Origin of the sequence: Haloferula helveola (assembly GCF_037076345.1) — a bacterium.
GTDB lineage: Bacteria > Verrucomicrobiota > Verrucomicrobiia > Verrucomicrobiales > Akkermansiaceae > Haloferula > Haloferula helveola.
Genome location: NZ_AP024702.1, coordinates 1739751 through 1752948, shown reverse-complemented (window position 1 = coordinate 1752948; position 13198 = coordinate 1739751). Strand labels below are relative to the sequence as shown.

Genomic DNA, 13198 nt, shown 5'->3' with positions numbered 1-13198 from the left:
TTTCTCAAAATCCGTCATCATCCGGAGTTTGCAGAAATGCCCTCAGTTGCCTATGCGTAAGGTTTCCTATGCGTCCACAGCTCGCTTCTTCGCTATTTCTCTCCATCCTCACGTTTGCCGGTGCCGCGGCGGCGAAAGAGATCTTCAACGGCAAGAATCTCGACGGTTGGGACGGCGATTCGCGGCTCTGGCGGGTCGAGAACGGCGTGCTGATCGGCGAGACCGACAAGGCGGACCGCAAGATCGGAGCGAATACCTTTCTGATTTGGAAAGGCGAGGTGGGCGATTTCACACTGACCTACAAGGCCCGGGCCGAGGGCAACAACTCGGGCGTGCAGTACCGGAGCAAGAAGGTCGGCGATGACGGCTGGGTGCTCGGCGGCTATCAGATGGACCTTCACCCAAAGGATATCTACCTGGGAATGCTCTACGAGGAGAAGGGGCGGGGGATCGCGTGCACGCGCGGCCAGAAGGTCACGCTGTCGGCCGGCCAGAAGCCGAAGGTCACCGGGAAACTGCCGGTGCCGGCGGCCGACCTCGCGAAGTGGAACGAATTCAAGATCGTCGCTGAAGGGAACGTGTTGAAGCACTTCGTGAACGGCGAACTGGCGGCGGAGATCACCGACACCGACGAGCAGAAGCGCTCGATGTCCGGTTTGCTCGGTCTCCAGCTCCACGCCGGCCCGCCGATGAAGGTCGAATTCAAGGACATCGACCTTTCCGAGACGAAGGCCAAAGGGAAGGGGAAGGGCAAGCCCAGCAAGCCGACCGGTCATGGTGCGATGAACGGGATCACGGTGCCCGAGGGCTTCGTGGTCGAGAAGCTGTTCGATGTGGCGAAGGACCAGGGCTCGTGGGTCGCGATCACCGAGGACGACAAGGGCCGGCTGATCTGCTCCGACCAGTATGGCGGGCTGTACCGGGTCACGCTCGAAGGCGGACCGAAGGTGGAGCCGATGAACCTCAAGATCGGGGGGTCCCACGGCATCCTGTGGCACCGGGGAGCACTTTACGTCTCGGTCAACGAACAGGTGGGTGGCGAGTCCGGCGTCTATCGGATCACCGACTCGGATGGAGACGGCGAGGTGGAAACGATCAGCCAGATCCTGAAACTCGAGGGGCGGGGCGAGCACGGCCCGCACGCGCTGGTGCCCTCGCCGGATGGCGAATGGATCTACTTTTCGGCCGGCAATCACACGAACCCTCCGCAGATCGATCCGGGTTTCGTGCCTCCGGTGTGGGGGGAGGATCACCTGCTGACGCGGCGCCCGGATGCCCGCGGTCACGCCCGCGGCCGGATGGCCCCCGGAGGATGGATCGCGCGGGTCCGCCCGGACGGCACGGACTGGCAACTCGTCTCGATCGGCTACCGCAACCAGTACGACATCGCCTTCAATGAAGAGGGGGACCTTTTCGCCTACGACGCCGACATGGAGTGGGACCTAGGGATGCCGTGGTACCGCCCGACCCGGATCTGCCATGTGGTGCCGGGATCGGAATTCGGCTGGCGCAACGGCACCGGCAAATGGCCAGCCTACTTCGAGGACAGCATGCCACCGGTGGTGAACATCGGTCCGGGTTCCCCGACGGGCTTCGTTTCGGGCAAGGGAGCGAAGTTTCCGGCCAAGTATCAGAAGGCGCTCTATGCCTTCGACTGGACCTTCGCGACGGTGCACGCGATCCATCTCGAAAAGGACGGTGCCGGATACACCGGCGAGACCGACGAGTTCCTCAGCGGCAACGGTCTGCCTTTGACCGACGCGGTCGTGGGCTCCGACGGCGCGATGTACTTCATGACCGGTGGCCGCAAGACGGCTTCGGCACTCTGGAAGGTGAGCTACGTCGGTGACGAGGACACCTCGCCCGTCGCCTACGCGGACCAGCTTCCGGCGACGGTCTCCCTGAAGGGCGGCACGTCCGGCGGAGTCACGGCGGACATGGAGAAGGTGATGGCCGGGCTGTCGAGCGACAACCGCACCGCCCGCTACGTGGCGCGGACGACACTGGAGCGCGACTATCAAGCGGGTCTCGAGGGTGCGCTGAACAGCGGCAAGCCGTGGCCGGTGATCGAAGGCGCGATCGGCTTGGCGAGAACCCAGGGCGAAGCGAAGAAGAACGCGATCCTGCAGGGGCTTGGAAAGCTCGACTGGTCGGCGATGAACAATGCCCAGAAGCTGGCTTGGCTGCGGGCCATGAGCCTCGCCTGCATCCGTGGTGGAGGTGAGCTGAACGACGCTCAACGCAAGTTCCTGATCGCCAAGATCGATAGCTCCTTTCCGTCGACCGACGACGTCCTGAACCGCGAACTTTGCCGGGTCCTGAGCTACCTCAATGCTCCCGGTGTGGTCGGCCGCACGCTGGCCCTGATGGATGCCGCCGGTCCTGAGCCGGCTCCCGACTGGGCGGATCTCGCTTCGCGCAACGGTCGCTACGGCCCGACGATCAAGAAGATGATCGAGAACCAGCCACCGTCGCAGGTGATCCACTACATCTACTGCCTGCGCGCCGTGCCGGGTCCGTGGTCGCTGGACGAACGGCGGCGCTTCTTCGCCTGGATCGAACGCCTCAAGAAGATGAGTGGCGGCGCGAGCTATGGCGGCTTCCTCAACGGTCTGCGCGACGATGCCGTTGCCGGGGCGACTCCCGAAGAGCAAAAAGCGATCAACGACCTGCCGCCGCCGTCCCACAGCGATCCTTTCGCCAACCTGCCGCCGGTCAAAGGGCCGGGCCGGACGTGGTCGGTCGAGGAAGTGGTCAGCGTGACCGAGGGCAATCTCGAGGGCCGCGACCCGGCCAAGGGCAAGGCGATGTTCCAAGCCGGCATGTGTGCCGCCTGCCACCGTTTCGGCGGTGAAGGCGGAGCCGCCGGGCCGGATCTCAGCCTTCTGGCGGGTCGCTTCGGGGTGAAGGAGCTCGCCGAGGCGATCCTCGATCCGAGCAAGGAGGTTTCCGACCAGTACCACTTCGAGGCTTTTACCCGTGAGAACGGGACCCAGGTGATCGGCCGCCAGGTCGATGAGAAGGACGAGAAGATGATCATCGCCGTGAATCCCTTCGACTTCTCCCAGACCGAAGAGGTGTCGCGCTCCGAACTCGTCAGCCGCAAGGCATCCCCGGTCTCGCCGATGCCGGCCGGGCTGATCAATTCGATGAACGAGGACGAGGTGAAGGATCTCTTCGCCTATTTGCTCGGGAAATAGGGGCTTTGCCGAAAATTTGCGTCTTGTGTCACACGTGATCGCGCCATGGAGGTGCGAGGTTTGAGGGGCATAATGTTTTGAGTTCCAAGCAATCAGGAGATCGGTGGTTTTCCGTCGCCTCCTCTCTTGGAACTGACACACCCCTAACCCCCACACACCATGAACACACACCCCCGGGGGGGAGCATCAGCAGTTGCTGGTTTTCACCCCTATTCCCCCGTGAGGCACTCTCTGCCTCGCCGTCGTGATGCCGACATCTTCGTTGGCAATTCGGAGCGTCCGGCCTTGCCGTTCAAGAACGGCACGGTCAGTCGCTACTACCTGGAGAACTACTCCGTTCGCCTCGGGCAGCGGAGATTTCGGAACTGCGCCCGCTGGCGTGGTCCGTCGCTCATCATGGCCGCCTGCTGCCTCTTGGCATCGCTCGGCGCGCTGACGGTGACGTCGCCCGAAACCCAGGCCGAAATTCACGAACAGGTCCCGGAGATCATCCTGCATCTGAAGGGTCTTGATCCGATGCCGCCGGTGTTCGCGGCAGCCTCGCCCGGCCTCCTCGCGAGTTCGGGCGGTCCTACGGAATTCCGCTGACCGGCGGCTTCCTGGTAGGTTCAAATGCGGTGCGCGGACTTTCTGTACGCGCACCGTTTTTTTTGGGATGCCATAGCAAAATATGCGGAGCTTGTTGGTGCCGTTGCGAGGACGGTTCCGATGAACGGGGTCAGGTTGGATCGAATCCAAATCCAAACCCTATGAGAACTCGCATGTTCCCCCTGCTCGCCTTCGCCGGCAGCGCGTGTCTTACCGTCGGCAGCCATGCTGCCACCGTTGCCGCCGTCCAGTGGGGCGGGGACTATGTTTCGGCGGATACCGTTCTTGCCGATGATGTTCCTGCCAACCGCACGGGCAGCGACGGCTACGGAGATCCCGACGGACCGATCGTGACGAATGGCACCGACAGCATCGCGGGCCGTGGCTACAGTTCGACGCGGCCATTCAGTCCGGGGACCGGTTACACGGGGACCAGCGGGACGTTCTACGGTGGCGGCTCGGTGGAACGTGTGAACTCAACCGCGAATGACGGCTTCTCCGAGTTGAGCGTGCTGAACCAAGGCCCGAACGACAGCATCCACTTCCACGTCGATACCGGAGGAGACGTCCACACGTTCCACCTCATGTTCCTCTGGGACAAAGCGGACTTCCTCAGCGGACTCGATGCCGCCACCGGGATCGGCCTGACCGAGGGGGAATTCGGCTTGGTGACCTCTCAGGCCAGCGGTCATCACACCGATGAGTTGCTGCGGTGGGTCGTCCGTGACGGAAACCAGCTCTATGTTTCCGAGGACACCACGCTCATCGGCAACAACTCGGTCTACAGCGTCTCTTACTCGTCCCTGCTCAACTGGGCGCCCTACGATCCGAACGAAGTGGATCCCTCGGGCTCCGGCACCGCTGCCGATCTCTGGTCACTCGATTTTGACGAAGGGAGTACCTTCCTGCCCCATACTTTCACCGATGTGACCGGTGTCGGTTTCTACATCGAGCACGAGGCCGCCACCGGACCGATCCATGTCCACATCGAGGGCTTCAGCGCAAGCATGGTGCCCGAACCCTCCACGCCCCTCATTGTCGGGCTTGCCGCATTGCTGTGGATCTGGCGCTTCCGGCGTCGTTGAACCCGCGGCTCACCTCGCCGCGACGAGGTCGTAGCCGCGCCAGTCGCCGATGGTGACCTCGGCGAACTGGCCGACGGGGAGCGTGTCGTCGACGTGCACGGAGCCGTCGATCTCGGGGGCGTCCCATTCGGTGCGGCCGACGCCGGGTTCCTCGACGAGGACACGCACCTTCTTGCCGACCTGCTCCTCGTTGAGCTCGGCGGCGATCCGCTGCAGTTCGGCCATGGCCCGGCTCCAGCGGCTCTTGCGGGTCATGTGGTGGATCTGCCCGTCCATCTTGTAGGCCGGCGTTCCCTCTTCCTTGGAATACTGGAACACGCCCGCCCGCTCGAAGCGGAACTCGCGGATGAACTCGAGGAGTTCCTCGAAGTCCTCCTCGGTTTCGCCGGGGAATCCAACGATGAATGTCGTACGAATGCCGAGATCCGGAATGCCGGCGCGCATCCGGCGGAGCAAGTCGCGGATGTAGTCGCCGTTCGTCTTGCGCTTCATCGCGGTCAGCATCCGGTCGGAAATGTGCTGCAGCGGGATGTCGACGTATTTCACCACCTTGTCGCACTCGGCGATGGTCGCGATCAGTTCGTCGGACCAGTGGGCCGGATGGGTGTAGAGCAGGCGGATCCAGAAGTCGCCCTCGAGCGCGTTGAGCTCGCGCAGCAGGGACGACAGCGATTCGCCGCGGGTCGAGTCGACCGGCGAGTTCGGGTTCGGCCGCTTGCCCTCCCACTTGTCCATGCCGAAATAGGTGGTGTCCTGCGAGATCAGGTTGATTTCCCGGGCGCCACCGGCCACGAGGTCCTTCACCTCGCGGACCACGCTTTCCTGGCTTCGGGAGCGGTGCATGCCGCGGATCTTCGGGATGATGCAGAAGGTGCAGGTGTGGTTGCAGCCTTCGGCGATCTTGACGTAGGCGCTGTGCTCGGGGGTGAGCCGCCAGCGCGGGGTGTTGTAGTCGGGAACGTACTTCGGCTTGAGCGTGACGAAGTCGCGCTCGTCGTCGGTCGCGACGCCGTCGTCCTTGTCCGGGGCCGGCTTGGTTCCGACGAGGCCCTCGATGATCGGGGCGACCTTGGTGATCTGGTCGAGCCCGATGAAGGCATCGACCTCCGGCATCAGGGACGGCAGTTCCTTGGCGAAGCGCTGCGACAGGCAGCCGGCCACGATGATCTTCTGCTTGGCCCGCTCGACGTCCTCGCCGCGGGCGTTCACTGCTCCAAACACCGCCTCGATCGACTCGGTCTTGGCCATGTCGATGAACGAGCACGTGTTGACGATGAGCACGTCCGCGAGTTCGGCATCGGGCGTGAGCGCCATTCCCGCCTCGGCGAGATGGCCCATCATGACCTCGGAATCGATGAGGTTCTTGGCGCAGCCGAGCGAAATGAGTCCGACGGTCGTCGACATGATGCGGATCAGTTCGCGAGCTGGACGACTTCGTCGAGGATCAGTTCGTCGCCGGCCTGCGGCTTGATCTCGCTGAAGTTGCTGATCGGGTTGGCGACGGCGCCCTCGATGGTCACCTCGCCGACGCGGAGCTTGCCGAGGATGCCGCCATTGCGCCGGATCGCGAGCACGCTGCCGGTCTGGACGTTGTCCTGGCTCTGGACGTTGAGGATGGCGAAGCCGCCGAAGTTCGGGTCGTCAACCCATTCCTTGATGGTGGCGATCAGCATCGCGTTGTTGATCACGCGGGCGCGGCGCTCGGTCTTGTCACGGGACTCGGTGTAGCGCTCGGTCAGGAAGCCCGCTTCGGCTTCGGCACGTTCGGCATCGGCCTTGGCTTCCACGGCCTCCATTTCGAGCTGCTTCAGCCGCTCCTCGAGGTCGGCGGCCTTTTCCTCGGCCTCATCGCGGGTGACGAGATCGGCGCCGGACGGCTGGGCGCTGACTTCCTGCAACATCTTGCGCTGGCGCTCGAGATCGAGGCGTTCCATTTCCGCGCGCAGTTCGGCGATCTCGCGCTGCATCGCGGCGACGTCCTCCTTCGGCGCTTCCTTGACGCCGTCGTTCATGCGGTTGGTGAAGACGACCAATGCGCCCAGCAGCAGCGCCATGGTGGCTCCGAGGAGAATCTTCAGCGTGTCCATGGGTCGGATCGTGCGGCGGGGTGCGGTCGATGTCAACGCGGTCGAAGGAGTCGGGATCCGACCGGAAAGCGGAGTTTTCGGACGGTCCGCGCGAGCCCACTCGCGCATCGCCGGACCGACGGGGCGCGAGTGGGCTCGCGCGGTCCTTGGCCGGATTTGGCGCCTATTTCAGCTTCCGAACGCTGAGAATCTCCCAGTATTTCCGGTCCTTCTGGCTTCTGAAGCGCTCGGTCCAGGCGTCGAGGGCGCCGCCCGGGAGTACGGAATCCCCGCCTACGAGCGTCTCGTTCATGCTTTCCGGGGTGGTGACCGTGCGGACGTTCGCGAAGCGGCGCTTGAAGGCGGCGCGGGTGCGGCTCTGCATCCTCCGGTGCCCGGAGCCGGTCACCAGGTTGGTGAGGAAAATGCCGCCGGGATTGAGCAGCTTCGCGAGCCGGTCGAGATCGCGGCCGGGCCGGGTTTGGGGGCGGTAAACGTCCTCCGCTCCGGCGAGGTAGCAGTCGTCGATGATCACATCGTAGCGCCGCCGGTCCCGCTTGAACCACTCGTAGGCATCGGCGATGTGGACGGTGACGCCGGTGTCGTCGAGGTGCATGTGCTGCCGCGCGAGTTCCACCACCTCGGGGTCGATGTCGACCGCGGCGAACCGGCAGTCGGGCAGCAGGTGGCGGAGGATCCGCAGGGTGGTGCCGCCGGCAAGGCCAAGCATCAGGAGCGAGCGGGGAGGTCCGGCGGGTCGCAGGAGCGATGCCGCGGCGAGGTTGTCCCACGCCAGACCGGTGAGGAATTGCGAGCGGTGCCACCATGCGTGGATCGCGCCGGCGACCCGGAACTCGCAGGCGTGCGAAGATTTCCAGACTTCGATCTGCTGGTGGGCGGTGTCGACGGTGGCGATGCGTCGGGCGGGCAAGACTCCGAAGGGTTGGCGGCGACGGGCGACTTTGCCAAGGCTGGAACTTCCACAGCCGGAAACACGGGCGTTGGCGGGCTGGCCGCGGGCAGGTATTCACGAGCCCATGCAGGTGGCGCGTGTCTTCCAATGGGTGTTGCTTGGGTTCCTGAGCCTCGGCTTCCTCGCGATGGTGGCCGGATCGGGATCCATGGCCTTCAGCTCATCGCCGACCGAGGGATCGGTGGGGGAGGTGTGGAGCGATGCTCTCGACGAGATGCCGGATGCGACCGAGCCGCAGGAATACAGCGACTTCGACTACAGTCATTTCGTCGATGATCCGTCGCCCGAGATCCTCGACCAGTTCTCCGACAGCAATGCCTTCCTCGCTTCATCGGGTTTGCTGATGGTGATTGGGATCTTCGGCTTTGTCCTCATGACCGCGGCCGTCGCGGAGCGGCCGTCGGGACGATTTGCCGGCCTGACGGTGGGCGGTACGCTGGCGATGGTGGGGGTCGCGTTTTGGCTCTTCGGCTTCAACACGGCCTATCCCGGCGACTTCGCGCTCGGCGGTCTTTTGCCGGCCGGCGTGGGTGGTCCGGTGTTGATCGAAACGAACAGCCCCGGCCTCGACTACGGCATGGGCATGACCATGGTGACCGACTTCTTCTACCAGATGCTCTTCGCGATGACCGCGGCGCTGATGGTGCTCGGCTTGGCGGCGGGCCGATACCGGACGCCGACGGTCGTCCTGACCGCGACCGCGGTCGGGATGTTCGGATTTCCTCTCGCGGCGTGCTGGCTGTGGGGCGCGGGCTGGCTGTCATCGATGAATGCCCTCGATTTCGCGGGTAGCGCGATGATCCACACGCTGGCAGGGGGAGCCGCACTGGCATTGGTGGTTCTCGCCCGCCTTTGCCCTGCCCATGGCCCGGGTGCCAGACTCGACCGGCCTCCCGCGCTGCGTCCCGACCGGCGTCGGAAACTGAAAGTCTGGGAAGTGGCGATCTACGTGATCGGACTGCTGGTTTTCCTGATGCTCGTCGGGGGAGCGAATGCGGGATCCGTCCTGTCCGACGACATCCCCGTGGTGGCGGCGGTCCTCAACAACACGCTGGCGGCGGTCGGTGGAGGACTGGCGGTGGCGGCAATTGTTTCGATATTCCTCGCCCGCCGCTCGCGATGGGTGATCGCTGGGATTGGCACGCTTGCCGGTTGGGCGGCGATCTGCGCGCCGGCGGATTGCGCCACCGTACAGCAGGCGGCGGGCATCGGCGCGGTGGCCGGCGGATTGGCTGCCTTGGTGGCGTGGGCCATGGACCTCGGTCGCTTCGACGATCCGATGGGAGTCATCCCCATCAGTCTGGTCGGTGGTGCAGTCGGAGTGTTGTCGGTCGGCTTGTTTTACGAGGACGGCGGATTTTTGCCTCAGGTCATGCTGCTGCTGGCGACATCGGTGCTCGGCTTCACGCTTGCGGCGAGCATCGGATTGCTCACTTGGCTTTGCGGGATCCTGTGGGACGGCAACGAACCGGTTGCGAAGACGGAGGTTGCCACGCCTTCAGCGGGCTGACAGCCTCCGCGCGTCGCCGGGGACAGACGGCGGCACCCTTCGGGAAGCCCGTGGCACGGGCAGGAAATTGATGGGGAATCCGGTGCGAATCCGGAGCGGTACCGCCACTGTAATCCCGCCCTCGGGCGGGGAAGCCAGATCGCCAGCCCGGAGTGTTGTCTGAACGGACCTGCGGATCTCAGGTTCACGGACCCAGAAAACAAGAATGCAACACAAGACACCGTCCGGGATCACTCGGACGCGCACGACCCGTCGCCGCCTTTTGCTGGCCGCGACTCTCACCTTCGCCAGCCACGCGGCCGGCGAAGTCGAATCGGAACTCGACCCGCTGGTGGTCTCCGCGCTGCGGACGCCGCTGCCGGCCTCGGAAACAACGTCAGCCGTGACCCGGCTGGACCCGCTCGAGTTGGAAAGCCGCGGCATCCTCGACCTGCGCGACGCGCTGAACGAGGTACCCGGCGTCATCGCCACGTCCACCGCCGGCCAGACCGGAGCCATCGGCTCGGTCTTTGTCCGCGGCACGACCACCGCCTACTCGCAGCTGGTGGTCGACGGCATCCGGCTCAGCGACGCCACCGCGCCACTCGGGAACTTCTTCGCCGGGGCGCGTCTCGACGACCTCGGTGCGATCGAGGTCCTGCGGGGGCCGCAGGCGGCGATCCACGGCGGAGAATCCGTCGGTGGCGTGATCTGGCTGCAGACCGCCCGCGGCGAAGGTGATCCCCGGACGCGGCTGCGTTTGGAAGGTGGATCCTTCGACACGTTCGATACCCACCTTTCCCACTCGGGGGCCAAGGACGGGGTGTCGTGGTTCGCAGGCGTCGGCTATGGCGGCACCCACAATGACGCGGCTGATCAGGACTACGACCAGTCCCGCGCGGCGCTCAGGCTCGAGTGGGAGGCGACCGACAACCTGACGCTCGGGATGACCTTCCGCAGCGTCGACTCGCGGTTCGACTACCCGTTCTTCGGCGCGAACACCGACCGGATCGACGCGACCCTCGCGACGGTTTTCGCCGATGCCCGGATCGCTCCCGGATGGAATGCCCGCTTCACCGCCGGCCACTACGCCGAGAGCTACGATAACGATAGTATTTGGGGCAACTACGGCACCGATCTCGAACGCACCGTGGTCAATACCGACCATGTGATCGAGGTGAACGGCTGCCACAAGTTGCTGGCCGGCGCCTACTTCGAGCACACCGACTTCCGCAATACCATCGGCACCGATGCCGCACGCGACCGCTTCGGCGGCTACCTCGGCTGGCAGTGGCAACCGTCCGACCGCTTCGTCGCCGATGCGGTCGTGCGCTGGGAAGATGATCAAAGCTACGGTGACGAGTTCACGTGGCGGACCGGAGCGGCGTGGAACGCGACCGGAACCACCCGCATCCGTGGCGGAATCGGCCGTGCCTTCCGGACTCCGACCTACCTCGATTTGTTCGGAACCGCTTTCGGGGCGGGGAATCCCAATCTCGGGGCGGAGACCAGCATCGGCTGGGACCTCGGGATCGAGCAGCGGATCGGTGAGCACCACACGGTGTCCGTGACCTGGTTCGAGAACTCGATCGAGGATCGGATCCGCTCCTTTCCCACCCCACCGGTCAATCTGCCGGGAGAAACCCCGACCCGTGGGCTGGAAACGGCTCTGCAGGGAGAATGGTGCGACGGCCAATGGCGCTACCGGCTCGCGTGGACCTTTCTCGACGAGTCGCTCCAGGATCAGCCCGACCACACCGCCACCGCTTCGCTCGATTGGAGACCGGTCGAGAAACTGCTGCTCGGGATCGGGGCCAGCTACGTCGATGAGCGGAGCTGGGGAGGACGGCCGCTCGATGACTACCTGTTGCTCCGGCTATACGGGAGCTACCAGCTCACCGAGCGGGTCCGGCTTCACGGGCGAATCGAGAACCTCGCCGATACCGGCTACCAGCTCAGCAATTTCGGCGGCTCCGTCGTCGAGGGTCCGGGACTGGGCGCCTTTGCCGGGGTGACCCTGGAGTTCTGATGCCGGGCTAGCAGCAAATGCGGAGGGAAATCCGCGCAACCCTCCATCTTACAAGGCGGGATCTCCTTTCGGGGATCCCGCCTTTTCATTTTGGGTTTCTGAAGGGTCAACAAGACCGGCTAATCGGGTCTTCTTGGTAGTCATTTAATACGTGCTAAAACACTCTTGATCAATAACTTACGATGATGAATACCTAACAGCATGGCCTTCCCCCCACCCCCCATGTTGGCGTCGATCGACGCCATGAGGCCGGTCTTCATGATTGTCATGGGCTTCGCCCTGCTGCTGGTCGCTTGGCGCCTTACGCGTCGCACCGGTGGCTGGCCGGCCCGGACCCTGATGGCTGGTGCGTTGCTGCTCGCCCTCGGCTACTCCGTGGTCCTTCCCCTGTATCAGGTGAAGGTCCTCGTGCCGCTGAACCTGATCATGTTCTACCCGAATGCCGATCCCGCGGCGGCTCTCGGATGGCACTTGGTCCGCATGCTGTCGATGAACGGCGGCTGGCTGCTGTTCGGTCTCGGACTGCTCCTCCACGCCCGGATCTTCGAGACGCGGCGTGATACTTCCCCCCAACCTGCAACGCTTCCCTCCCTCCCATGAACCTTCTGTTCGAAATCGTCATCCAACAGGGATTCCTCGTCGACCTCTTCGGAGTCATCGGCCTCGGCCTCGTCGCGCTGGCGGCGATCCGTCTCGCCCGCCGGCTGTCGTCGGAGAGCGCCAAGCTCATGACTTGGGGCGCGCTCGCGCTGATGACCGGCCGGGTCGGCTTCCTGATCTACGCAAGCTTCGTCACGCCGTTCAACCAGGCGGAGTTCGATCCGATGCTTCTCGACACCGTAAAGAACGTGAACATCGGACTCCTCACCGGCGGCTTCGGCATGATCGTCTGGGGCTTCTGGCGTCACGAGCAGCGGCTCGCCGAAGAACCGGCGCGCTGAGCGCTGCCGCATCCGCGGGGTGGACATCCGCGGTTGCCGCCGCTTTGCTCCCAGCGTGCTGGCGAAACGCATCATTCCGTGCCTCGACGTGACCGACGGTCGCGTGGTGAAGGGCGTCAATTTCGTCGACCTGATCGACGCCGGAGATCCGGTGGAGTGCGCGATGGCGTACAACGAGCAGCAGGCCGACGAGTTGGTGTTTCTCGACATCACGGCGTCTTCGGACAATCGCGCAACAATGGTCGACGTGGTCCACCGCACGGCCGAGCACTGCTTCATCCCGCTGACGGTCGGAGGCGGTATCCGCTCGGTCGAGAACATGCGCGAGATGCTGCTCGCCGGTGCGGACAAGGTCGGGATCAACACCTCGGCGGTGAACAACCCGGATCTGGTCGACGCCGGCGCCAAGGCCTTCGGCGCGCAGTGCATCGTGGTGGCGATCGATGCCAAGCGGGAAGGCCCGGGCAAGTGGGGGGTCTACACCCACGGTGGGCGGACGCCGGTCGGGCTCGACGCGATCGAGTGGGCCAAGGAGGTCTGGCGTCGCGGAGCGGGGGAGATCCTTCTGACCAGCATGGATGCCGACGGCACCCAGGCGGGCTATGACTGCGAGTTGACCGCGGCTGTTTCCGAGTCGGTGGGGATTCCGGTCATCGCCAGCGGCGGCGCGGGAAACCTCGACCACATGGTGGAGGTGCTGGAGCGCGGCAAGGCGGACGCGGTGCTGGCGGCGAGCATTTTCCACTTCGGGACACACACGGTGGGCGAGGCGAAGCGCTATTTTGCCGAGCGGGGCATTCCCGTTCGGCCCGAACTTTGAATTGCCG

At 64.6% G+C, this 13198-nt stretch carries 11 protein-coding genes and 1 riboswitch; of the genes, 8 read left to right on the top strand and 3 right to left on the bottom strand.

The window, feature by feature from the left end:
- The first annotated feature begins 68 nt into the window (after positions 1-68).
- The 3 genes from HAHE_RS06385 to HAHE_RS06375 all read left to right on the top strand — a co-directional run bounded on the left by HAHE_RS06385 (position 69) and on the right by HAHE_RS06375 (position 4873).
- Positions 69-3200 carry a family 16 glycoside hydrolase gene (locus HAHE_RS06385; protein WP_338689517.1) on the top strand — a complete coding sequence of 1044 codons (3132 nt, stop codon included), beginning with the start codon at positions 69-71 and terminating at the stop codon, positions 3198-3200.
- A gap of 219 nt (positions 3201-3419) precedes the next feature.
- Positions 3420-3788, top strand: a complete 369-nt coding sequence (locus tag HAHE_RS06380; RefSeq protein ID WP_338689516.1) for a hypothetical protein — start codon at positions 3420-3422, stop codon at positions 3786-3788.
- Between the two features lie 173 nt (positions 3789-3961).
- Positions 3962-4873 (top strand): PEP-CTERM sorting domain-containing protein, encoded by a 912-nt coding sequence (locus HAHE_RS06375; RefSeq protein ID WP_338689515.1) that lies wholly within the window; start codon positions 3962-3964, stop codon positions 4871-4873.
- Between the two features lie 9 nt (positions 4874-4882).
- Here the strand turns inward: HAHE_RS06375 and rimO are convergent, their stop codons facing one another.
- The 3 genes from rimO to HAHE_RS06360 all read right to left on the bottom strand — a co-directional run bounded on the left by rimO (position 4883) and on the right by HAHE_RS06360 (position 7870).
- The gene (rimO, locus tag HAHE_RS06370; protein WP_338689514.1) at positions 4883-6277 is read right to left on the bottom strand and encodes a 30S ribosomal protein S12 methylthiotransferase RimO; all 1395 of its coding nucleotides are present in this window, start codon (positions 6275-6277) and stop codon (positions 4883-4885) included.
- An 8-nt stretch (positions 6278-6285) separates the two neighbouring features.
- Entirely contained in the window at positions 6286-6960 is a 675-nt protein-coding gene (locus tag HAHE_RS06365; RefSeq protein WP_338689513.1) for a hypothetical protein, read from the bottom strand.
- 163 nt (positions 6961-7123) lie between these two features.
- On the bottom strand, positions 7124-7870 hold the full coding sequence (locus tag HAHE_RS06360) for a fused MFS/spermidine synthase (protein WP_338689512.1): 747 nt from the start codon (positions 7868-7870) through the stop codon (positions 7124-7126).
- Positions 7871-7976: 106 nt separating this feature from the next.
- On the opposite strand from HAHE_RS06360, the gene HAHE_RS06355 reads away from it, so the two are divergent.
- The 5 genes from HAHE_RS06355 (at position 7977) to hisF (ending at position 13191) form a co-directional block, all read left to right on the top strand.
- Positions 7977-9422, top strand: a complete 1446-nt coding sequence (locus tag HAHE_RS06355; RefSeq protein WP_338689511.1) for a hypothetical protein — start codon at positions 7977-7979, stop codon at positions 9420-9422.
- Between the two features lie 24 nt (positions 9423-9446).
- A riboswitch (cobalamin riboswitch) is annotated at positions 9447-9587 on the top strand.
- A gap of 40 nt (positions 9588-9627) precedes the next feature.
- Entirely contained in the window at positions 9628-11430 is a 1803-nt protein-coding gene (locus HAHE_RS06350) for a TonB-dependent receptor plug domain-containing protein (protein ID WP_338689510.1), read from the top strand.
- A gap of 222 nt (positions 11431-11652) precedes the next feature.
- Positions 11653-12030, top strand: coding sequence for a hypothetical protein (locus tag HAHE_RS06345; protein WP_338689507.1), 378 nt, complete (start codon positions 11653-11655; stop codon positions 12028-12030).
- On the top strand, positions 12027-12371 hold the full coding sequence (locus HAHE_RS06340) for a hypothetical protein (RefSeq protein WP_338689506.1): 345 nt from the start codon (positions 12027-12029) through the stop codon (positions 12369-12371). The genes HAHE_RS06345 and HAHE_RS06340 overlap by 4 nt, the downstream gene beginning before the upstream one ends.
- A gap of 55 nt (positions 12372-12426) precedes the next feature.
- The gene (hisF, locus tag HAHE_RS06335; protein ID WP_338689505.1) at positions 12427-13191 is read left to right on the top strand and encodes an imidazole glycerol phosphate synthase subunit HisF; all 765 of its coding nucleotides are present in this window, start codon (positions 12427-12429) and stop codon (positions 13189-13191) included.
- The last annotated feature ends 7 nt before the right edge of the window (positions 13192-13198 follow it).